17 protein-coding genes, 2 tRNA genes and 2 pseudogenes are annotated in these 22555 nt (G+C 41.6%); 7 read left to right on the plus strand and 14 right to left on the minus strand.

Annotated elements, in window-relative coordinates; genetic code table 11:
• Both FTU05_RS09830 and FTU05_RS09835 read left to right on the plus strand, forming a co-directional pair.
• Positions 1–1550: IS66 family transposase (locus FTU05_RS09830; RefSeq protein WP_180165169.1), on the plus strand; the 1550-nt coding region annotated here is incomplete at its 5' end.
• 167 nt (positions 1551–1717) lie between these two features.
• Positions 1718–1927, plus strand: a complete 210-nt coding sequence (locus tag FTU05_RS09835) for a GNAT family N-acetyltransferase (RefSeq protein WP_373685295.1) — start codon at positions 1718–1720, stop codon at positions 1925–1927.
• A 36-nt stretch (positions 1928–1963) separates the two neighbouring features.
• Here the strand turns inward: FTU05_RS09835 and epmA are convergent, their stop codons facing one another.
• The 6 genes from epmA to greB form a co-directional block, all read right to left on the minus strand.
• Positions 1964–2932: an EF-P lysine aminoacylase EpmA gene (epmA, locus tag FTU05_RS09840; RefSeq protein WP_373683566.1), complete on the minus strand. Its 969-nt coding sequence runs from the start codon at positions 2930–2932 to the stop codon at positions 1964–1966.
• Between the two features lie 5 nt (positions 2933–2937).
• Positions 2938–4005 carry a 4-phosphoerythronate dehydrogenase gene (locus tag FTU05_RS09845; protein ID WP_180165172.1) on the minus strand — a complete coding sequence of 356 codons (1068 nt, stop codon included), beginning with the start codon at positions 4003–4005 and terminating at the stop codon, positions 2938–2940.
• Positions 4006–4120: 115 nt separating this feature from the next.
• On the minus strand, positions 4121–4873 hold the full coding sequence (locus FTU05_RS09850) for a class II aldolase/adducin family protein (protein ID WP_180165174.1): 753 nt from the start codon (positions 4871–4873) through the stop codon (positions 4121–4123).
• Between the two features lie 165 nt (positions 4874–5038).
• Positions 5039–5128: transfer RNA gene (locus FTU05_RS09855), tRNA-Ser, on the minus strand.
• A gap of 228 nt (positions 5129–5356) precedes the next feature.
• A tRNA-Ser gene (locus tag FTU05_RS09860) sits at positions 5357–5446 on the minus strand.
• 86 nt (positions 5447–5532) lie between these two features.
• Positions 5533–6027 carry a transcription elongation factor GreB gene (greB, locus tag FTU05_RS09865; protein ID WP_180003371.1) on the minus strand — a complete coding sequence of 165 codons (495 nt, stop codon included), beginning with the start codon at positions 6025–6027 and terminating at the stop codon, positions 5533–5535.
• 365 nt (positions 6028–6392) lie between these two features.
• Between greB and FTU05_RS09870 the strand changes: the two genes are divergently transcribed.
• On the plus strand, positions 6393–7505 hold the full coding sequence (locus tag FTU05_RS09870) for a transglycosylase SLT domain-containing protein (protein ID WP_180165177.1): 1113 nt from the start codon (positions 6393–6395) through the stop codon (positions 7503–7505).
• 77 nt (positions 7506–7582) lie between these two features.
• On the opposite strand, the gene FTU05_RS09875 is transcribed toward FTU05_RS09870, so the two are convergent.
• Both FTU05_RS09875 and ttcA read right to left on the minus strand, forming a co-directional pair.
• Entirely contained in the window at positions 7583–7966 is a 384-nt protein-coding gene (locus FTU05_RS09875; RefSeq protein ID WP_078190434.1) for an SCP2 sterol-binding domain-containing protein, read from the minus strand.
• A gap of 222 nt (positions 7967–8188) precedes the next feature.
• Positions 8189–9118 (minus strand): tRNA 2-thiocytidine(32) synthetase TtcA, encoded by a 930-nt coding sequence (gene ttcA, locus FTU05_RS09880; protein WP_168378304.1) that lies wholly within the window; start codon positions 9116–9118, stop codon positions 8189–8191.
• Positions 9119–9618: 500 nt separating this feature from the next.
• Between ttcA and FTU05_RS09885 the strand changes: the two genes are divergently transcribed.
• Positions 9619–10482, plus strand: a complete 864-nt coding sequence (locus FTU05_RS09885; protein ID WP_180020710.1) for a lytic transglycosylase domain-containing protein — start codon at positions 9619–9621, stop codon at positions 10480–10482.
• Between the two features lie 133 nt (positions 10483–10615).
• On the plus strand, positions 10616–11521 hold the full coding sequence (htpX, locus tag FTU05_RS09890) for a protease HtpX (protein WP_078190437.1): 906 nt from the start codon (positions 10616–10618) through the stop codon (positions 11519–11521).
• A 161-nt stretch (positions 11522–11682) separates the two neighbouring features.
• Here htpX and FTU05_RS09895 read toward each other — a convergent pair whose 3' ends face one another.
• From FTU05_RS09895 to FTU05_RS09905, 3 genes are all read right to left on the minus strand, one after another.
• Positions 11683–12273: a DUF4112 domain-containing protein gene (locus FTU05_RS09895; protein WP_180026673.1), complete on the minus strand. Its 591-nt coding sequence runs from the start codon at positions 12271–12273 to the stop codon at positions 11683–11685.
• A gap of 80 nt (positions 12274–12353) precedes the next feature.
• Positions 12354–13697 carry a magnesium transporter gene (gene mgtE, locus FTU05_RS09900; RefSeq protein ID WP_180007504.1) on the minus strand — a complete coding sequence of 448 codons (1344 nt, stop codon included), beginning with the start codon at positions 13695–13697 and terminating at the stop codon, positions 12354–12356.
• 232 nt (positions 13698–13929) lie between these two features.
• Entirely contained in the window at positions 13930–17031 is a 3102-nt protein-coding gene (locus tag FTU05_RS09905) for a multidrug efflux RND transporter permease subunit (protein ID WP_180165179.1), read from the minus strand.
• 277 nt (positions 17032–17308) lie between these two features.
• Between FTU05_RS09905 and FTU05_RS09910 the strand changes: the two genes are divergently transcribed.
• Complete coding sequence (locus FTU05_RS09910) at positions 17309–18496, plus strand: glycerophosphodiester phosphodiesterase (protein WP_180026670.1); 1188 nt, start codon at positions 17309–17311, stop codon at positions 18494–18496.
• Between the two features lie 56 nt (positions 18497–18552).
• Here the strand turns inward: FTU05_RS09910 and FTU05_RS17925 are convergent.
• Positions 18553–18762: pseudogene (locus tag FTU05_RS17925) on the minus strand (hypothetical protein); the annotation flags it as partial.
• A gap of 90 nt (positions 18763–18852) precedes the next feature.
• A pseudogene (locus FTU05_RS09920) lies at positions 18853–19743 on the minus strand (MBL fold metallo-hydrolase); the annotation flags it as partial.
• 261 nt (positions 19744–20004) lie between these two features.
• Between FTU05_RS09920 and FTU05_RS09925 the strand changes: the two are divergent.
• Complete coding sequence (locus FTU05_RS09925) at positions 20005–20379, plus strand: diacylglycerol kinase (protein ID WP_168378310.1); 375 nt, start codon at positions 20005–20007, stop codon at positions 20377–20379.
• Positions 20380–20519: 140 nt separating this feature from the next.
• Here the strand turns inward: FTU05_RS09925 and FTU05_RS09930 are convergent, their stop codons facing one another.
• Positions 20520–22124 carry an isocitrate lyase gene (locus tag FTU05_RS09930; protein ID WP_168378085.1) on the minus strand — a complete coding sequence of 535 codons (1605 nt, stop codon included), beginning with the start codon at positions 22122–22124 and terminating at the stop codon, positions 20520–20522.
• Between the last annotated feature and the right edge of the window lie 431 nt (positions 22125–22555).

Below are 22555 nucleotides of genomic sequence, written 5' to 3' on the forward strand. Positions count from 1 at the left end.
TTCAACATCTGGAAGTATCAAATCAACAATTAGATGCCAAAGTTCAACATCTTGAAGTCACCAATCAGCAATTAGATTCTAAAGTTCAGCATCTTTCTATTCTCAATCAAAAATACGAGCATGAACTGGCGCTGTTTAAACAGCATAAATTCGGCAGTAAAAACGAACATCTCACCGCAAAACAAATCCATCTGTGGGATGAGGCGGTCGAAGAAGATATCGCAGCCGTTGATCTGGAATTAGAACGATTAAATGCAGATAAAACCCATGCAGCGACACAGAAAGCCACAGTCAACAAACCTAAACGTCGACTGCTGCCAGATCATCTACACACCATCCGTATTGAGCATGAACCTGCATCAACCCAATGCAGTTGTGGCTGCCAGTTACGTCGTATCGGCGAAGATATCAGTGAAAAACTGCATTTCAGACCGGCACAGTTCTATAAGGAACAGCATGTGCGTGGTAAATGGGTCTGTGATCAGTGTGACACTCTGACTCAGCAAGCGATGCCCGCCTATGTGATTGATAAAGGCATTGCTTCACCTGAATTGCTCAGCCATGTGCTGGTATCGAAGTATGCCGATCATTTGCCGCTGTACCGTCAACGTCTGATCTATCAGCGGGCGGGAATCGAACTTTCTAGATCAACTTTATCTGACTGGATAGGTCGCTGCGGTGTGGAACTGGAACCTCTGGCCAATGCCTTAAAAGAGGTGGTACTACAACAGCAGGTGCTGCATGCAGATGAAACACCAGTCACCATCATGCGGATGGGTGAGAATGATAAAAAACCGAAGAAAGGTTATGTCTGGGCCTATGCCACCACACAGTACAATCCAGTTCAGGCGGTGATCTATGACTTTCAGGATAGTCGTTCAGGCCAGCATGCTGCAGAGTTCTTGAAAGGCTGGCAGGGCTATCTAGTCTGTGATGATTACAGTGGTTATAAAGCACGCTTTAAATCAGGCCAGGTCATAGAGGTGGGCTGCATGGCCCATGCACGTCGTAAATTCCATGAACTGCATGTAACTGGGAAAAGTCAGGTCGCTGAACAGGCCTTAGTGCTGATTCAGAAACTGTATGCGATAGAAGCAGAACTCAGGAAAAAGACCGATGGTACAGCGGAAGACCGCCGCGAATACCGACAACAGCATAGTCAACCAGTGATGCAACAACTATATGAATGGCTCAACCAACATCATCTGACAGTGCCATCGAGTTCTCCTACCGCCAAGGCCATCAATTACACTCTGAAGCGTTGGCCAGCCTTAAGCCGCTATCTGGATGATGGCAATCTACCGATTTGCAATAACTGGGTGGAAAACCAGATGCGCCCCTGGGCGTTGGGACGTAAGAACTGGTTATTTGCAGGTTCGCTGCGCAGCGGTCAGCGAGCAGCCAATATTATGACATTAATCCAGTCAGCAAAGCTGAATGGGCTGGATCCCTATGCCTATTTAAGTGATGTGCTGAAAAGGTTGCCGACACATAAAGTGACTCAGATTGAAGAATTACTGCCACATCGCTGGAAATCCAACTCAAATTAAAAAATAGGCATGGGGTTCAGCGGACGCTTACACTCCAACAGCAATGGCAGTTGATTCATTTGGATAAGCATTATCAAACCTTGGTGATGACGGCTGATGACCGCGTCATTGGTTATGCAGGTTTTATCCAACAATACAGTTGAGAGTTTGAGGAAGGATTTATTCGGATTCAGGCTTTTGTCATTGATGCCAGTTATCGCGGTCAAGGTTTAGGGCGACGCTTCATGCAAGCCATTGAGCAAAGCGCTCGGCGACAAGGTCTAAAACGTATTTTACTCAACAGTGGTAATCGTCCTGAACGCTATGCCGCACATGCTTTTTATCAAAATTTAGGGTTTGAAGCCTATAGTTTGGGTTTTACTAAACATTTAAATTGATCGGCCAATTTTACCATCAGCCGATCAAGACATTTTTTAAGAAATATCAGCTGGGAAACTAATGACTTTTTCAAGTTTTAACTGATTCGTTGCCACCATTAGCAATCGATCAATGCCTAAGGCTATACCTGCACACTCACTCATATACGGTAATGCAGCAAGCAAATATTCATCAATCGGCATCACATGCAAGCCAAGTTTAGCGCGCTCTGCATTATCCGCCTCAAAACGACGGCGTAAAACGTCTGCATCAATCAGTTCATCATAAGCATTTGCTAACTCTAAACCTTCGATATATAGCTCAAATCGTGCTGCAACCAATTCACCATCTTCGTCCACACGGGTTTTCGCCAAAGAAGCCATTTCCGGTGGAAAATCTGTAAGGAACACTGGCGTATCAAAACCGAGGCTCGGCTCAACATAATGCGAGAACAATAAATCGATATAGCCTAAACGGTCTTCACCCAGATCTAAGCTTAGCCCCACACGACGACAGCAATCTTTCAGATCTTGTAAAGAAGCTTGTAACGGGTTCAAATCCAAACGATCCATAAAGGCATGCTTATAGCTCAAAATAGTTGGACGAACTTCACCAAAGCGCTGTTTCAAAGTTTCATTCAATAAGTCCGTCACTTCAAACATCAAGTCTTTTAAGCTAAAACCCGGACGGTACCATTCCAACATGGTGAATTCACTGTTGTGTTTACGTCCATGTTCATCATCACGGAAAACTTTACAGATTTGGTAAATAGATCCACTGCCACTTGCCAACAGACGTTTCATGGCAAATTCAGGTGAAGTTTGCAAATAATGCGTTTGCTTTTGACCATTCACATGGCGCTGAGCCTGTACCGATGCTAAATGCACATCGGTGACACCCGCTTGAGAAAGCACAGGTGTTTCCACTTCTAGTACATCACGTGCCGCAAAAAACTGGCGAATTTGAGCATACATCGTGGCACGTGCACGAAGTGCAGTGAGTTCACAACTCGGTTGAAAGTTCATTTGACTCATGCTGCTGGGCCTCCATGTGCAGCCCATTCACGGCGTAAAGGATAGGTTTTACGTAAATAATCAAAGGCTTTTTGATCCACCTTGCCGTCTTTTAGGCAAGCACGTAAGTTGGCATCATCACGAGCGATGTCATAAATATCTTTTAAATAACGCTGTAATACCGTCTTAAAGTCAGCACCCGTAAAATACTGCTCACAGACGGGCAACTGACTTTCAAAAGCTTTATTTATCGGTTGCTTGAAAGTTTGACAAAATGCTTCATAGATCATCTGTGTACCACGTGCTTTACCTTCCAAGCTATAGCCCGCAATATGTGGTGTCACCACGTAAATTAAATCTAACAACGCTGCTGAAATCTCTGGCTCATGCTCAAAAACGTCTAAGACCACTTTACGCTGTGTCTGTTGAATATCGGCAATTAAGGCAGCTTCTTCGACCACTGGCCCACGCGCGGAATTAATCAAGATCGCAGTTGGCTTCATAGCAGCAAGCGCAGCAGCATTGATTAAATGATAGGTTGGATGTTCACCCTCTTTGGTCAGTGGCACATGAGTACTAATCGCATCTGCACTTTTTAACAGTTCTGCAAATTCAACTTGTTTCACCTGATCAGATTGCACAAATGGATCATAGCCAATGACATTCCAACCGAATAATTCTGCCATGACGGCTAAACGTGAACCAACATTACCTAAACCAACAATGCCCAAGGTAAATTTTTCATTTGCATTCAACAATTCAGGTTTAACATAAAGCAATGCCGTAATCACATATTCAGCAACCGCTTGTGCATTACAACCTGCGGCATTTGACCAAGCAATCCCCTGCTTTTCTAAAGCAGTAATATCTAAGTGATCTGTTCCAATCGTAGCACTACCGACAAATTTGAGTGCGGTCTGTTGAATTAAGTCTGCATTTACCTGAGTCACCGATCGTACCAACAATGCATCGGCTTCTTTGACATCTGCATGGGTCAATGTTCGACCTGCCGCTTGCTTTATTTCACCAAATTCGGCAAAAAAATACTCAGTAAATGCCAGATTTTCATCTGCAACGATTTTCATAGTTCATCTCATAGTTCCACTATGAACATGATAACGCGTTGCTCAAGCCATGACTATTCTTCTGCACATAAGGCATAGCGCCTATACTCTATGAGCTAGATGATTGAAAATTATATTATCTGCAATAATCTGAGTGCTGATCTTCAATTAAAGACAAGGCCGCCTGCCAAGCCGCTTGAATAATGGGCTCGGCCATCGGATTTTCAAACTGCTGCAACGTATGTTCACAAACCTTCGGACTTGGATAATGCAATGTAGCACTCGACAATGCTTTTACTTGAATTTGACAAGCTCGTTCTAAAAAGTAAATTTCATGAAATGCCCGTGCCACACTATCACCAGTCGCAAGCAAACCGTGATTACGTAAAATCATACAGCGATAATGCCTCATATCCTGTACCAATCTTTCACGCTCTTCAGTTGAAAAGGCTATGCCCTCATATTCATGATAAGCAATGTTCTGATAGAACTTTAACGCATGTTGTGAGATTGGCAATAATCCATGTTCCTGTGCAGAAACTGCCACGCCATCCGCAGTATGCGTATGAATCACGCAATTAATATTTGCACGCGCATGATGTAAGGCAGAATGAATCACAAAGCCTGCTACATTCACCATCTTCCCTGCATCATAGGTTTCAACAATTTTACCTTCATGATCAATTTTGACCAAATCCGAAGCCGTCATTTTGTCAAAGGTCACACCATAGCGATTAATCAGAAAATGATCTGGTTCATGACTTAAACGCAGGCTGATATGGGTATCAATTAAGTCGGTCATTTTATAATAAGCCACCAAGCGATACAGTGCCGCCAATTGACAACGCGCTTGCCATTCCAGTTCATGAATAAGCTCTGGTTTCTGCATGGATGAATTCCTTTTCTAAATCGATTGATCTTGTTTTCTGTTTATTGTGAATAATTAATAGCATGTCATATCCATGCTGTATATCAGCTTCGCCTGTCGAAAAAATAATTCAAAAAATTTAGGCAAAAAAAAACCCCAATGTAAAACATTGGGGTTTTTTGAATATGGCGGAAGCGGTGAGATTCGAACTCACGGAGGACTCGCGCCCTCGTCGGTTTTCAAGACCGGTGCATTAAACCGCTCTGCCACGCTTCCATGGCCGCTATCATATAAATAAAAATTCAGATTGGCAAATTATTTTGCCTTATTTTGAACACTTGGCGAATCGTTCAGACAAAATTTAGGCGATTGTAAAATTTTGGCTTAGAGCTGAAAAACAGATGCTCAATCAATATATATTAAATTAAGATCATAGCTAATTACATTGCCTCAATTTACGCATATAAAAAAACCCTGATGTTAAAACATCAGGGTTTTTGAATTTGGCGGAAGCGGTGAGATTCGAACTCACGGAGGACTCGCGCCCTCGTCGGTTTTCAAGACCGGTGCATTAAACCGCTCTGCCACGCTTCCATGGCCGCCATCATATAAATAAATTTCAGCAATGGCAAATTATTTTGTAAAAAACACATCCAATTGAACAAAATAAGAGCAGTTTGTTATTTTTCAGTACTTTCGCCCATTTCATAACGAATTGAATTGATATACCAACATTTTTTTCCCAGTGGGGTTAGGACTTCGACCTCATCATCCACTTGCTTGGACAGGAGTGCTCGAGCCATAGGTGAATCAATTGAGATATGCTGTGGATGATGATCATAAATTTCATCTACCCCCACGATCCTTAACGTTTTTTGTTCGCCTTCATCATTTTCAATATCGACCCACGCCCCAAAATAGACTTTCCCTTTTTGTTCGGGTGAATAATCGATAATACGAAGCTCTTCCAAACGTTTTCCCAAATAGCGTACACGTCGGTCAATTTTGCGTAACAATTGCTTATTATATTGATAATCCGCGTTTTCCGAACGGTCGCCAAGACTGGCCGCCCAGTTCACTTTTTTGGTAATTTCAGGTCGTTCTTCATGCCATAAATGTTGAAGTTCAGCGACCAATAAATCGTGTCCACCACGGGTAATTAAGTTAGATTTCATGATGATTTTTCGGCCTTGAGCAAGCGCTGATTTTTACAAAACATGCCTATTTTATCCTCCATTTCTACACAGGCAAAGTATATAAAATTTATTCGTAAACAAAATCAATTATTTATATTACATATTTTAATATTTTTTCGTACAAAATTTGACAAGTATTTTTTTGCTTATTATTATGCGCACATCTTTTAGGCTTGTTTAATTTTTATCCAGTGTAGATTTTCTACACATTTCCCGAAAACCCCTAGTCATTTTTGAATGACGTCATGACTGCCCAACCCTTATTGAATTTATCAAACTTGAAAAAGTCTGAGGCGTGTTTGCCTTTGCTTTTTAGGGCATAAATTACTTGTAGCGGAGACAACATGCACAGTAGTTCAACTTCTGGGTCGAGGCTTTGCCTTAACTCTTTTAACTCTCTCCCATTTAAAGCGCTTGCACTTAGTACTGTCTTAATTCCTTTTCACAGTATTAATGCCAGCAAAACAGCTCATCAATATGATGCTGTCGTCAACAGTAATAAACTCACTGTTGTTGCCGTTGCCAATCCTGACATTGTTTTTCAGGATGGTAAACATCGACATGGTTTTGGTTACGACCTTGCACGTAACTATGCAGAAAGTTTAAATGTCCAATTAGATTTTAAAACAGTGAATGACAATGCCACTGCTTTAAAAATGGTTGCCAAAGGTCAAGCCAATTTTGCTATGACCACTGCCGAAATGAGTACCATTGAAGCCAAGCATTTGACGTCATTTTCAGCCAGTTGTGGTGATACCGTTTCTTTGAAAAAGAATGGTTTAAACAGCAACTTAAACTGGGTATTTAAAAATGCAGACGATCCACTCAGCCAAACCGCGAGTGGCTTTATTTGCCGTGCCAAACAAAATGGCGCAATTGGACAGTTGGCATCATTCTACAACCGTAATGTGGTCAAACAAGATTCTTGGAATGTGATTCAACGTGATTTAAGTAAACGTATGCCGATCTATAAGGCAAGTTTTAAAAACACGGCCAAGCAATACGACCTAGACTGGCATTTATTGGCAGCAATTGGTTATCAAGAGTCTTACCTCAAACCTGACTCGGTATCCCCAACGGGTGTTCGTGGCATTATGATGCTGACCAACAGTACAGCAAAAGCCATGGGTGTGAGCAACCGTACAGATGCGACTCAAAGCATTCAAGGTGGTGCAAAGTACTATGAGCAAATGTTAAACCGTTATAGCAACATTCCCTACCCAGATCGTAATTGGTATGCCTTAGTGGCGTATAACATGGGTCCTGGTGCTGTAAGTCAGATTCAAAAGCGCATCCAAGCTCAGGGTAAAAACCCGAATAAGTGGGTGAACTTATATGCTTATCTTGACCGTAACAAAGCCAGCAATGGTCGTTATCGTCAAGCCGTGCAATATGTCACGCGTATTCGTGCTTATTTGGAACATATTAAAACCACACCACAACTGGTGAATATCTAATATGCGTCCATCTAAAATTTACATGTGAGCGCACAAAAAAAAAGCTTACCTTCGGGTAAGCTTTTTTCGTTTTGGACTTAAGCAGTTTGCTCAAGCACTTTTTTGAATAAATCTTTTTGCTCAGTACTTGGTTTTGCAGTTTGCAATGCCATCAATTGTGACATATCACCTTGTACTTTAATTTTGCCCGTCATAAACGCTTGCATCGCTGCAGCCATATCAAACTCAAGAAATACTTTACGTAACGTTTCAGCATCCATGTTCAACGTTGTTTTCGCGTTTGAAGATAAACCTTTTTTAATTGCACCACCGTCTAATGACAATTCAGTATTGCCTGCAGCGTCAGCAACTACAAGGTTAATTGCAAGATTAGCCAATGCAGGTGGTAAGTTTAAATCACCAGCTTGAGCTGTCAGAGTTTCTACAGTTGAAAACCAATCATCAGTTAAAAAAGCAGGCATGATCTTTCCTCAATTTATTTTGTTCGTGTGTGTTGCCGTTCCGGACAACATCAGTGCAAGCATATTTTGCTTGAGGCTTGTTATAGCATGATCATTTGCGAAAAGGCTAAAGTTTTTTGTACGCACCGTTCAATATTTAACTGTTTAACAACAAAATGAGAAAAATCATAAGCATAAAAAAGGCATTCCGTAGAATGCCTTTTGCGTGATGAAGTTTTCGGCTTAATCTGCCATAAAACCTAAGTTCACCATATTAATGCGTTTGCTTTCAGGCTCACCTTCTTCAGTTGAACAACTTTCGCTATTTTTGAAGTCAAATTCGCGTTGTTCATCCAAGGCTTCAAAGTCGAATAACTCACGGTCTGCCAGTTGTGAAGGCGATACATTTTGCAATGCGCCAAAAATACTGTGTAAACGTTTTGGAAATTCTTTATCCCAAGTACGCAGCATGTCATTTAGCATCGCACGTTGTAAGTTTTCCTGTGAACCACACAAGTTACATGGGATAATTGGGAACTTACGCATTTCTGCATACTTGATAATGTCTTTTTCTTCCACATAAGCCAGTGGACGAATCAAAATGTTCTTTTTATCAGAAGACAATAATTTCGGTGGCATGGCTTTTAAGCTACCGCCATGGAACAAGTTCAAGAAGAACGTCGCCAAAATATCATCACGATGATGACCTAAAGCCACTTTCGTCGCCCCAATTTCTTGAGCAAAGCCGTATAACGAACCACGACGTAAACGTGAGCATACTGCACAATACGTTTTACCTTCTGGGGTTAAACGTTTAGTAATGCTGTAGGTATCTTTTTCTAAGATGTAATACGGAATTTTGTTTTCTTCTAAATAACGTGGCAATACTTCTTCAGGGAAACCCGGTTGTTTTTGGTCAAGGTTGACCGCAACCACATCAAAATTAATCGGTGCGATACGCTTAAACTGCAACAAAATGTCGAGCAAGGTATAACTGTCTTTACCGCCTGAAATACAGACCATCACCTTGTCACCCTCTTCGATCATTTTAAAATCACGAATGGCATGACCGACCTGACGGCGTAGCTTTTTCAATAAACGATAATACGCAGAGCTAGTTGGTAGTTCTGGTTTGAAATTAAATCCTTGTTCGGACTCAACTGGCGAGAACATAGACGAGTTAAACCTAAAAAAAAATACCGCGCAATTTTATCCGATTCGCAGACTTCTCGCATCAAAAGAATGTAATTTCCGAAAAAACTAAAAATACTGTCATGATCACGTCATCCTCAGCGCATTATTTTATACGGTCGAGTTCATTTTTTAGGCGAAACGCTTATCTTTTGGACTTTTCCACAGTTGTCCACAAAAGCTGTGGATAACTTTGTGGATTTTAAATGACTTGACAAGGTGAGCTGCCCTTATTTTAAGGCTTCTATTTAAATTGATCATTTTTTGATCAATTTATTATTACTTATTTATCAATACTTTATATGTGTCAAGTTATGCTCATTAAAAAAAAATAAATATTTTTTTTGATTATTGAATCATCAAAATGACTTGATTTTTACAAAGTAAAGAAGAAATCAGCCCTCGAAGCCTTTTCATCTGATTTTTTTTTGATAAACTCTATTTTAACTGTTTGGGGACAGAATTTTTTTCTTCACAATAAAATGAAAAACAATACTTGGACTTTGGGGCTGTTATTAAGTGGAAGTGTGGCTATCAGTTTAGCTGCACCGAGCATTTTTGCCGGCCAAACGATCTATCAATTACGTGAAAGTAACGGCACAACGCTACTAACCAATAAACAAGGCCGCTATAGCAATCTGAAAGTCGAGAAAAAAACCTACTATCCGGACAGTAATATCCATAGTTATAGTAACTGGGGCTCAAATGAAGCGTCTGTGTTGCCAAGCTATAGCCGTAATAAAAATGCCTTTGACAATATTATTAAACAAGCCGCGGCCCAACATGGTGTTTCCGAAGGTCTGATCAAAGCGGTGATGCATACCGAATCTGGTTTTAACACCAATGCACGCTCACCAGTCGGTGCGCAAGGATTAATGCAACTCATGCCTGCCACAGCACGTCGCTTCAATGTATCGAATGCCTACGATCCACATCAGAACATTATGGCTGGTGCGCGCTATTTATCTTGGCTACTGAAACGTTTTAATGGCAACACCTCACTTGCCTTAGCTGGTTATAACGCAGGTGAAGGCAATGTCGCAAAATATGGTGGCATCCCACCTTTTCGTGAAACTCAAGACTATGTCCGCCGTGTCACTAGCCGCTACAGCAACCTATATGCTGGTAGTTTAAGTGTCTCGGGTTCGAGCAGTTCAAATAGCACTTCTAATAGTGGTCGGATTATTGCCAGTTCGGACAATTATCATGCTGCTGCCCCTGCTGTTGCCAAGTCACCGGCACGTCAAATTATTCAAACGGACAATGGTAGTTTTACCGATGCACCTTCAGGTTCATTTGCGACAGCAAATGCTTCTGCCTCAGCGCGCATTTATCTCAATGAATAAAATCACTGATTTTGTAAAATTGCATCTGTTTTACTAATTTTTCCTTGAAATTTTAAGACTTTCACCTCATATTGAGTTTAATGATTTTTATTTGTAAATCAGATCATTTTTCTATAATAAGAGGATTTACCCAATGATGCGGATTGGTTTGTTCTTGCTGACCAACCTCGCGGTACTGGTTGTAGCTGGCATAATCTTGTCACTCTTCGGTGTCGGTAGTTACCACGGTGCAGGCGGCTTAAACTTAGGCAACTTGCTCGTTATCTGTTTTGTGTTCGGTATGGTGGGTTCGATGATCTCACTATTCATGTCAAAATGGATGGCGAAAAAAACCACGGGTACAGAGCTGATTGACCCTAATGCACCACGTAGCCAAGCTGAAGCATGGTTACTCAACGAAGTTGCGCAACTAGCACAACGTTCTGGTATCAAAATGCCAGAAGTGGGTATTTTCCCATCGTACCAGTCAAATGCCTTTGCAACAGGCTGGAATAAAAATGATGCTTTAGTAGCGGTTTCTACCGGTCTACTGGAGCGTATGAACAAAGATGAACTCCGTGCCGTACTCGCTCACGAAATTGGTCACGTAGCCAATGGTGACATGGTGACCCTTGCTTTGGTGCAAGGTGTAGTCAACGCCTTTGTCATGTTCTTTGCACGTGTAGCAGGTGACTTTATCGACCGTAATGTCTTCGGTCGTGAAGATGGTGAAGCACCGGGTATCGCATACTTCGTCATTACGATTGTATTAGATATTGTCTTTGGTATCGCAGCGTCTGCCATTGTGATGTGGTTCTCTCGCTACCGTGAATACCGTGCCGATGAAGCTGGTGCGCGTTTAGCAGGTAAACAAGCGATGATTTCTGCCCTGTTACGTTTACAAGCAGAATCTGAAATGCCAGATCAAATGCCAAAAGAAATGAAAGCCTTTGCAATTTCTGCGGGTCAAGAACAAGGTTTCAGTTTAGCTGCATTGTTCCAAACACACCCAACGATTGAACAACGTGTTGCGGCATTACAACAATTAGATTGCCCATAATCGAGCATCTAATGTATGTCGTAAAAAAGCCTCCCTATGGAGGCTTTTTTAAGTCTAATTTTTTCCGAACATTTACTGTCTTATCAATAATCTTTCAGTTGAACGATCTTTCAATTGAATAGCCTCTCATTGATCGCGCTCAAGCAACAAGGCATTTCTCTCTACAATACCCCATTGGCCTTTAACCATTGCCAAAGCAATGAACCGCCCATGTAAATTGCAAAGATAAACACCAATAAGAAAATCATCCCGAGTATATCTGGGATATGGATCCATAACCATGCAATCACAGGGTTACGCCAAAAAGCCGATTGCTGTTGTTTCTCTTCTAATTTTTCATGTAAAAACGGATGTACCACATGTTGATCTGTACTGATTTGATATTCTTCACGTATATGCGTGTGTACGACATCTAAAGCTTTACGGCTCGGACGAATAAACACATCGAAGATCGTCCCCGCGACAGGAATAAACCCCACGACAGCATCCATAACCGCGAGTTTCATCACACCATTTAATTTGGCTTGTGGTACGCCAATCTGTTTGGCCTTATAGACGGCATAGCAGGTCAAGACGAATCCTGCAATATCACCAGCGACCGGAATGGTACTCAACGCTGCATCTGCACCTACCCCTTGTCGGGTAAATGGAATCCGAACCACAGAGTCCATCATATTGGCAAACTTGGCGAGATCGCGTTCAAGGCGAATGACTTCTTGCTTTGACATTTTTTGTTTTAATGGTTCAGTCATGTTTTATCCAATAAAAACCGTGTAAATCACTGAGATTAAAACATATTAGAAGTCTTCTATCTGTAGCAAAATGCTAATCTCTATAAATTGAGCAATTGTGAAGCAATCATCAAATACACCACCACGCCGGTCGCATCACAAATCGAAGTCACCAAAGGTGCAGAAGCACTTGCAGGATCGAGCTTTAACTTGTTGAGTACAAAGGGCAAACTCATGCCAATTAAACAACCGAGCAATACGATACCCATCATACTTAAAGCCAAGACCAAGGCGACGGTTGCATCACCACGATAGTAGCCTAGAATTGATACAGCAATGGCCATGGTTCCACCGAGGCAAAGCGCGACGAGCGTCTCCCGTCCCAACAAATAAAACCAATCTCGAATTTTTACATCCCCAGTGGCAAGCGCTCGCACCATTAAGGTCGCAGACTGTGAACCCGCATTGCCTCCACTTCCGACCAGTAAGGGTAAGAAAAAAACCAAGACGATATGTGCTGCAATGATGTCTTCATAATAGGAAATACCTAAACCGGACAATAAACTGCCAAAGACCAATATCACCAACCAGAACACCCGCTTTTGGTACAATTTTAAAATCGGTGCTTTATTAATGCTCATACCTGGTTCAGTACTCACCGCACTGGCTTTTAAAAAGTCTTCAGTGGTTTCAGCCTGTACCACATCCATCGCATCATCATAGGTGACAATCCCCATCAAACGCTGAGCATGATCCACAATCGGCAAGGCCATAAAATCATATTCTGCCAATTTTCGAGCAATACTTTCTTGGTCTTCATCTATCCAGCCGGTCACCACATCTTTGGTCATCACCTGTTGAATCCGTGCATCACGATCGGCCTGCAAAATTTGCCGCAGTGAAATCACCCCTTCTAATTGAGACTGATCATTGGTGACATAAATTAAATACAGGGTTTCACGGTCATGCGGTTCATGGCGTAAGGCCTCTATAGCTTGTTGCATGGTAAAGTCAGCAGGCATACTGACATAGTCTGAACTCATGATTGCACCTGCAGACTCTTCTGCATATGCAGATAACGCCTTTAGATGCTCTTGGGTATCTTGATCAAGTTGTTGATAAATCCGATCTTGTTCTGCATCAGTTAAACTTTTATATAAGTCCGTTGCATCATCAGAATGCATATCATCAAATAGTTCAATTTGTAGACGCAGTGGATAACGTGAAATCAGCTGTCGCTGTGACTCAAAAGGGAAAAACTCAAATACCAAGCCTTGATGGTCTAAACCTGAAAGTAACTCGATTTGATCTTCGATTGGAAATTGCTGAATTAAACGAGCCTGATCAGCGTAGTTCAGAGGCTGTAAAGCGAAAACTGCTGCTGCATAATTTTGTTGTTGCAGCAAAGCGGAAATTTCACGCTGTCTTTGTATTAAATCCGCCATTCAACTCACTCTTATTTTAATCTTTCTATGTAGAGCACATTTTGAAGGATAAACTAAAGAGTTTCAAATCTCTTCAATATGTTCTCGGTGAACGTTCTTTGCGAAAATTCTCTGTGAACATTCCCTGTCGAAAGTTTGGTGACATAAATTTGGCGACATAAAAAGCCACCGCGATGTACTCAAGCTTTCACGGTGGCTTTTACTAGAGCTATACACTGTGCGTGAATTATTTCTAAGTTTCAGACACCGGTTTGATTTTAAAAATAGAGCGGACCATCACATACATAAACGGAATAAAAATCAGCACCAAGACCGTACCGAATATTACCCCACCGAGTACGCTTACCCCGATCTCTTGACGACTGGCTGCACCAGCACCAAAAGCAAGAACTAAAGGAACCACCCCTGCACCAAATGCTAAAGAAGTCATCAAAATAGGACGTAAACGTAGTGCTGCGCCTTCCATTGCAGCCTCGATCACATGTTTGCCTTTTTCTTGTGCCATCGCTGCAAACTCTACAATCAAGATCGCATTTTTACAGGACAGACCAATGGTCGTCAGCAAGGCAATTTGGAAGTAGATGTCATTTGGAAAACCAGTCATGTAGCTAAACAAAATATTACCGCCAATCCCGAGTGGAATCGCACTCATGACTGCGGTTGGAATGCTCCAACTTTCATATAGGGCGGCAAGACAAAGGAAAATAAATCCAATCGAGACCAAATACAGCCAAATCGCTTGATGACTTGATTTTTGCTCTTCAAAGGATAAACCACTCCATGCCACGTCCACACCAGGCACCTGATCGACTAAGGCTTTCACATCCTGCATGGCTTGTCCACTTGAGACATTTTTGGCTGTATCCGCTTCCATTTGTAACGCGGTATACCCCATAAAGCGATTGACGACTTCTGGACCGCCACTCCAGCCAATGGTTGAAAAATTACTAAATGGAATCATTTCATTTTGGTCATTACGTACATGCCAATAAGCCAAATCTTCTGGTTTAGAACGGAATTCGGCATCTGCCTGCATCATGACGCGTTTAATACGTCCACGGTCAATGAAATCGTTGATATAACTGCCGCCCCATGCACTACTCATGGTGCTATTAATCGCATTTTGCGTTAAACCCATGGCCATCGCTTGTTTTTGATCAATATCAACTTTCAGTTCAGCTTTGTCTGGGTTAGAGCGTTTGTCTAAATTTTCGAAACTACTGTATTGTGCGGATTTCTGTTGCAAGCTTTTAAATTGCGCATCGAGATAAGCTCGACCTTCACCATTCATATCTCGCAGCCAAAACTCCAGACCATCGGTTTGACCAAGACCACTGACTGAAGACGGCATGCTGACATTGATTTGTGCATTGTTGAACTTTTTAAAATGTTTCATCGCACGTTCACGTATCGCTTGCGCTGAATTGTGTTGTCCTGAACGTTCATCCCAATGCTTCAGTGCAATAAAGCCTTGCCCTAAGTTTTGACCCGTACCTGAAAAATTTCGTCCGTAACGAATCATTACCAAATCAACATTTTGCTTTTCTTCAGTCAAAAAGTACTGCCGAATTTGTTCACCGATCTCACGACTTTTAGACATCGGTGCACCTTCTTGTAGTTTGAGTTGCACACTCAAAATGCCTTGGTCTTCACTAGGAATAAAACTGGTCGGCAAAGCACGATAAAACAAAGCAAATACCGTAATGAGCCCCGCAAACAAAACCACCGTCCATAAGCGATAACGAACCGTGGCTTGTGCAAGTGCTAGATATTTGGTTTTTAAAGTCTCTAATTTGGTGTTAAACCAAATCGCCCAGCGCTGTGGTTTCGGATTGGGTTTTAAAATTAAGGCACATAAGGCAGGGGTTAAAATCAGCGCAACCATCAGTGACAAGCCCATTGCAGCCACGAGTGTGATGGAAAATTGTCTATAGATCACGCCCGTTGAGCCACCAAAGAACGCCATGGGAATAAATACAGCGGTCAATACCAAAGTAATCCCGATTAATGCCCCGCTAATTTCATGCATCGACTCGATGGCCGCTTGTTTTGCTGTTAACTGTTGTTCATGCATTAAACGTTCGACGTTTTCCACCACAACAATCGCATCATCGACCAACAGACCGATGGCCAGTACCAATGCAAACAATGTGAGCGTATTAATGGTCATGCCCAAAGCATATAAAATCGCTAAAGTCCCAAGAATCACCACAGGCACCGTAATCGCAGGTATCAGCGTTGCTCGCCAATTTTGTAAGAAGATAAACATCACCAAAACCACCAGTAAAACGGCTTCGAATAACGTTTTCACCACTTCTTTAATCGATTCTTGTACAAATGGCGTGTTATCCCGTGGATAAACGATTTTATAACCGGCAGGTAATTGCTTCGCTAACTGTTCAATTTCTTGCTTAATTAAGGCAGAGGTTTCAAGTGCATTTGCACCAGAAGCCAATGAGATCCCCATCCCTGAAGATGGATACCCGTTAATGGTATTAACCCCTGAATAATTTTCCGCACCCAATTCAACACGTGCAACGTCTTTTAAATAGACAAAACTGCCGTCTCGTGCAGATTTGACAATAATATTTTCAAATTCTTCAACTGACTTTAAACGTGAACCTGAAGTGACTTTTGCATTGAGATATTGATCCGATAAACTCGGCAATTCACCTACGGCGCCGGCGGCCACCTGCGTATTTTGTGATTCAACAGCCGCACGGATATCACTGGGCATAAGGCTATATTGCTTTAGCTTCAGTGGGTTGAGCCAAATGCGCATGGCAAATTGCGAACCAAAAACATCGACTTCACCAATACCCTCAATTCGAGCAATGTCCTGTTCTAGATGCGTCATCATATAGTCACCAAGTTCGATATTCGAACTCTTGCCAGTCTCATCATAGAGGCCGATAACCATATGGGTATCACCCAAAGATTTATAGACATTTACCCCTTGGCGCTGCACATCTTCAGGCAGCCGATTGATTACTCCATTTATGGCATTTTGTACTTGTACTTGAGCGGTATCTGGGTCAGTGCCATTTTCAAAACTGATGCTGATCCGGCTTCGACCTGAAGAGTCGCTGCTTGAACTAAAATATAAAAGATGATCAATTCCTTTAATTTGTTGCTCAAGAACTTGTGTGACACTTTCCTCGACTGTTTCTGCTGACGCACCGCTATAACTTGCACTGACCGTAATTCGTGGTGGTGCAATATCTGGATAGCGCTCTACCGGTAAATTGAGCACAGCAAATAGCCCGAGCGCCATGACGATGATCGCCAAGACACCTGCAAAAATCGGTCGATAAATAAAAAACTTAGACAGCATCAGTCCATGTCACTTTTCAATTAATGAAATAAAAAATATAGATTGAATTTTTTCAAAAAATCTTATTGATAATCAATCACAATGAGCTTGATTACAAGCCTAGACTACATAAAAACCTTGCTTGAAGCGAAATATGTAGAAAATATGGAGAGCCTCCACTTCAGCTATTTTAGTAAATTTATGTGACAAAACCGCCTCTGTCATGAAGCCTTAGCCACTGCCCTGCAATGTATGCCTGCAACTTCATTCATTTAAATAAAAAGATGCCGAGGCAGCCATGCAAAAACAATTAACAAAACAGTTAAATCTAGCCATAACAAGCAAAGTGAAATCCTCATGGGGCGTGTCTTCACTGCTCCTTTTTAGCGTTTTTGGTTTATCTGCATGTAATTCGGATGACGATAAAACCCATGTCACCAAGCCCCCTATTTTGCCTGATACAGGTTTTGTCATTGTTGGGCATCGTGGTGCCAGTGCTTTGCGACCCGAGCATACCCTTGCCGCATATCAAAAAGCGATTGATGATGGTGCGGATTTTATCGAACCCGATTTAGTGCCAACCAAGGATGGCTATCTGGTTGCGCGCCATGAAAGTGAAATTTCAGGGACAACCAATATTAGTACGCTGTCACAATTTGCGGATCGAAAAACCACCAAAAAAATCGATGGTATCGACTATACAGGATGGTTTACGGAAGACTTTAATTTGAATGAACTGACTCAAAATGTAAAAGCACGTGAGCGTATTGCTCAATATCGCCCTAATAACACTCAATATAATGATCAATACAGCATCCCAACGCTCGAACAAATCATTGAACTTGCCGAAGCTCATTATAAAAAAACTGGAAAAATTGTTGGTTTATATATTGAAACCAAGCATCCCACATTTTTCCAACAGCAAAATCTAGCCATGGAAGATCGTTTACTCACAACGCTTGCCAAATACAGTTATACACGTGATATCGCGCCTGTATATTTACAGTCCTTTGAAACCACCAATCTTAAATACTTACGTGATCAACTCACGCAAAAGAAAACCCTCAAACATGGCAAAATTATTCAATTATTAGATAGCCCAACTGCCATACCGGGTGACTTACAGCAACAAAACTCACCTCAAAATTATGCAAGTTTAGCCACTGCAGATGGCCTAAAATCAGTGGCAAAATATGCAGATGGTGTAGGTCCAAGTAAAACCTATATTTTTTCAAACACTGAATTTAAACAAACCAGTTTTGTCAAAGATGCCCATGCTGCTGGTTTGAAAGTCCATCCTTATACACTCAGACCTGAAAATGGTTTTTTACCTGACTATTTAAAATGTAACTCAGTGGCGACCGAACGTTGTGATACAGGTGCGGCTAAAGAATTTGAAAACTTCTATAAAGCTGGTGTAGATGGTGTATTTGCCGATGATCCAGGACTGGCACGTAAAACCTTAACGCAACTGCAAAAGCCCTAATTTTCCTAAAATGAAAAAAGACGCCGAGGCGTCTTTTTTATTGTTCAATGGAAACCTTAAAGCGGGTTTGCCAAATATTCTGCGGCTGACTGCGTTGCCACTGGCTGAGGTGCTGGAGCTGTCGGAGCTGTCGGAGCCGTCGGAGCTGTCGGAGCTGTCGGAGCTGTCGGAGCTGTCGGAGCTGTCGGAGCTGTCGGAGCTGTCGGAGCTGTCGGAGCTGTCGGAGCTGTCGGAGCTGTCGGAGCTGTCGGAGCTGTCGGAGCTGTCGGAGCTAAATTTAGCGGGTTCCAACGGAACTGACCATCATTCATTTCACTAATTTTACCAATACCCGGAAATGGTAAATGTGCAAATGCAACGAAGGTTTGCTCTTGAGCAAAACGTTTAAAAATTGCTAAACGAGTTTCACTGGCTTTGACCGGATCGACATCAAAATCGACAGATAACTTTGGTTGTTCAAACTGTAAATGATACGAATGAACCACATCGCCGAGGATAGCAAAACTTTTAGCTTGTGATTTTAAGATAAAAGAATAATGCCCCGGTGTATGTCCAACACTCGGTAAAACCTCTAAACCATTAATCACCGAACCAACGCTAAAGGTCTTAAAACTCCGCATGGTTTGATATGGCGCAATCGCAGCTTTAATTTTCACAACGGTCGCTAAATAACCTTCACGTTTTTCGGTAGCTAAAGTGTTGACGGTGCTTTCACTTAACCAATACTGACTTTCTTGTTCATTGACGTAGACCGTTGCATTTGGAAACACAGCCTTACCTTGTTTCGCAATGCCACATGCATGATCAGGATGTAAATGAGTTAAGAAAACACTGCGTACACGATTAAGCTTATAGCCGGCCGCCTCAATATTTTGTGCAATAGAACCTAAGTTCGGTCCAAAACAACTGGCTGCACCACTATCAACAAGACTGATACCGCCTTGTCCATCATCAATCAGGTAGGCATTGACACTGGTTTGTATACCTTTGCTCTGATCAACAGCAAGCTTTTGGAATAAAGCGCGAACTTCTTCTGGTGTTAAATTTTGTTTAAATAAATCAGGACTTAATTCGAGTGTCCCATCTTTTAAAGCAATGACTTTATACGCACCCACTTGGAAAGGATAAAATCCCATGGGCTGAGTCACATTAGATTTGATTTCCGTTTGAATAACTGCCGGCTCTGCACTGACAACCTGGCTGGTTAAAAGTGTTGCTGCAAGCACAGCAAAACTAAAGTATTTCATTGTTGACCTATATCACTTTTATTATTTCATGCAATGAAGCAAAGGCTTCAAAATTAAAAAATTTAAACGCCTGTATTGTGCCTGAAATTCAGGCAGATTTTAAGTCTAATAATGAATAAACATAGCACTAACTTGATACAGGCTTATGTAAATCCCCTTAAATTTTTTGGCCCAATAAAATAAAAACTGAATGCAAGAAAACTTTAAGCTTGGCATGTTATATTTTCGCCAGTTTTTAAATCTATACGTCTGTACAGTGCTATGAGTGAAATTTCCCCGTTTAAAGGCAAATCTGGATTTAAACGAATTTTAAATGCAACGCAATATTCCCTCGACGGATTCAAAGCTGCTTATCAAAATGAAGCTGCATTTCGACAAATTGTCTGGATGAATATTGTGCTTATTCCTACCAGTTATTTTCTCGATGTGAGTCGTGCTGAACATGCCCTTATGGTAGTGGTGTGCTTATTTGCCTTGATAGTTGAGTTATTCAATTCTGCCATTGAAGCCGTTGTCGACCGCGTATCTTTAGACAAGCATCCACTTTCTAAAATTGCAAAAGATATGGGGAGTGCCGCTCAATTCGTTGCTTTAGCAATTATCTTTTTTACTTGGTTTATTATCCTTTTGCCTTAAATAAAGGCTGTCTCACTCTATTTGCAGGGTTATGCCCTGCTTTTTTATATCGACACACTTTAATAAATGGATTTAAGAAGATTTTAAAGCCATAAAAAAACCCAGCTTTCGCTGGGCTTTTTTTCGAATCAGTTCAATGCTTAGTGAGCAGCGAATTGGTTCATTGTGTTTTTCGCATCGTCACCCGCTTTAAGCGCGTTGTCACCAGCGAAGATTTCTTTGTGGTCGTCACCGATGTCAGAACCAGCCATTGCTTGGTGTTTAACACAAGAAATCGTACCGCGGATTTCTTTACGTTGAACGCCAGCTACATAAGCAAGCATACCTTGGTCGCCGAAGTAACCTTGAGCAAGCTCGTGAGTAGAAAGAGCAGCTGTATGGTAAGTCGGAAGTGTGATCAAGTGATGGAACACGCCCGCTTCACGAGAAGCATCAGCTTGGAACGTACGAACTTTTTCGTCAGCTTCAGCAGCTAATTCAGAGTTATCGTATTCAGCGCTCATTAGTTTAGCACGGTCGTAAGCAGAAACGTCTTTACCTTCAGCAACCCAACGGTCGTAAGCTTGTTGACGGAAGTTTAAAGTCCAGTTGAATGAAGGCGAGTTGTTATAAACAAGTTTCGCATTTGGAACTGTTTCTTTAACACGGTTAACCATGTGAGCGATTTCTTCAACGTTTGGAGTCGCAGTTTCGATCCAAAGAAGGTCAGCACCATTTTGAAGGCTAGATACACAGTCAAGTACAACGCGGTCAATTTGCGTGTCTGGACGGAACTGGTACAAGCCAGAAGCAAGACGTTTTGGACGGTGAAGTTTACCGTTACGCTTGATTAGGATTTCGTCTTCTTGAGCTTCTGAAATGTCAATTTCAGTTGTGTCTAAGTAGCTGATGTATTGAGAAGCGATGTCGCCTGGCTCTTTAACCACTGGGATTTTTTGAGTCAAGTCAGCGCCTTCAGAGTCAGTACGAGCAACGATGATACCGTCATCAAGACCCATTTCTAAGAATGCATAGCGAAGAGCGTGGATTTTCGCGATGAAGTCTTCGTGTGGAACTGTAACTTTACCAGCTTGGTGACCACATTGTTTAGCGTCAGATACTTGGTTTTCGATTTGAAGTGCACAAGCACCCGCTTCGATCATTTTCTTAGCTAGTAAGTAAGTCGCTTCTTCGTTACCGAAACCAGCGTCGATGTCAGCAATAATTGGCACAACGTGAGTTTGGAAACCGTCGATTTGAGCAGTGATTTCAGCAGCTTTAGCAGTATCACCAGCTTCGTTTGCTTTTTTAAGCGCACGGAACAAGTCGTTTAGTTCTTTCGCGTCAGCTTGACGTAGGAAAGTGTAGATTTCTTCGATCAATGCAGGTACTGAAGTTTTTTCGTGCATAGATTGGTCAGGAAGTGGACCGAATTCTGAACGAAGAGCTGCAACCATCCAACCTGAAAGGTAGATATAGCGACGTTCAGTTGTACCGAAGTATTTTTTGTTCGCAATCATTTTTTGTTGTGCGATGAAACCGTGCCAGCAACCTAATGATTGAGTGTATTTGCTAGAATCAGCATCATAAGCAGCCATATCACGACGCATAATAGCAGCTGTATATTTCGCAATGTCTAAACCAGTTTTGAAACGGTTTTGCATTTGCATACGTGCAGCATCTTCTGGGCTAATATCGCGCCAAGTGCTTCCGAATTTTGCTTTTAATTCACGGATTGCATCAATCGCTGTTAAGTATGTAGACATGATATGTTCCTGTAATAATATTAGGATTTTTCTGCAACGTAAGGCTAAAATCATACCCTCGAATGATTGTTCAGATTTAGAACACTTCGTTGCGATAGACACAGAGTAGATTGACTAAAAAAATTAATCCAATATTCTGCATTAATTTTCGGTATTTATTTAAAAAATATGTAGATTAAAGTCGTATTATAATAATTAACCAATATTCATAAGCATTTGTATTTAAATACTTTTATTAATATATTTTGCTAATTTTCTTGTCTATTTTTCAAACATTTTGATGAATTATTCTTCATTAGACTTAAGTCGACTGAGCATTCACTTTAAAAAAAAACAGCATTTTTTACGCCATTTTTGCCCAAATTTACCGAGCTAAATACTCGGTTATTCCGTCTTCAAATGATCATACAAATGAGATATTTCATCTAATT

The organism is Acinetobacter sp. YH12049 (genome assembly GCF_013419875.1).
Classification (GTDB): Bacteria; Pseudomonadota; Gammaproteobacteria; order Pseudomonadales; family Moraxellaceae; genus Acinetobacter; species Acinetobacter amyesii.

Bases quoted from the DNA above. Each gene is read 5' to 3' on its own strand.
- epmA (WP_373683566.1), bottom strand. From the start codon at position 2,932: ATGAACTTTCAACCGAGTTGTGAACTCACTGCACTTCGTGCACGTGCC.
- FTU05_RS09845 (WP_180165172.1), bottom strand. From the start codon at position 4,005: ATGAAAATCGTTGCAGATGAAAATCTGGCATTTACTGAGTATTTTTTT.
- FTU05_RS09850 (WP_180165174.1), bottom strand. From the start codon at position 4,873: ATGCAGAAACCAGAGCTTATTCATGAACTGGAATGGCAAGCGCGTTGT.
- greB (WP_180003371.1), bottom strand. From the start codon at position 6,027: ATGAAATCTAACTTAATTACCCGTGGTGGACACGATTTATTGGTCGCT.
- FTU05_RS09870 (WP_180165177.1), top strand. From the start codon at position 6,393: ATGCACAGTAGTTCAACTTCTGGGTCGAGGCTTTGCCTTAACTCTTTT.
- FTU05_RS09875 (WP_078190434.1), bottom strand. From the start codon at position 7,966: ATGCCTGCTTTTTTAACTGATGATTGGTTTTCAACTGTAGAAACTCTG.
- ttcA (WP_168378304.1), bottom strand. From the start codon at position 9,118: ATGTTCTCGCCAGTTGAGTCCGAACAAGGATTTAATTTCAAACCAGAA.
- FTU05_RS09885 (WP_180020710.1), top strand. From the start codon at position 9,619: ATGAAAAACAATACTTGGACTTTGGGGCTGTTATTAAGTGGAAGTGTG.
- htpX (WP_078190437.1), top strand. From the start codon at position 10,616: ATGATGCGGATTGGTTTGTTCTTGCTGACCAACCTCGCGGTACTGGTT.
- FTU05_RS09895 (WP_180026673.1), bottom strand. From the start codon at position 12,273: ATGACTGAACCATTAAAACAAAAAATGTCAAAGCAAGAAGTCATTCGC.
- mgtE (WP_180007504.1), bottom strand. From the start codon at position 13,697: ATGGCGGATTTAATACAAAGACAGCGTGAAATTTCCGCTTTGCTGCAA.
- FTU05_RS09905 (WP_180165179.1), bottom strand. From the start codon at position 17,031: ATGCTGTCTAAGTTTTTTATTTATCGACCGATTTTTGCAGGTGTCTTG.
- FTU05_RS09910 (WP_180026670.1), top strand. From the start codon at position 17,309: ATGCAAAAACAATTAACAAAACAGTTAAATCTAGCCATAACAAGCAAA.
- FTU05_RS09925 (WP_168378310.1), top strand. From the start codon at position 20,005: ATGAGTGAAATTTCCCCGTTTAAAGGCAAATCTGGATTTAAACGAATT.
- FTU05_RS09930 (WP_168378085.1), bottom strand. From the start codon at position 22,124: ATGTCTACATACTTAACAGCGATTGATGCAATCCGTGAATTAAAAGCA.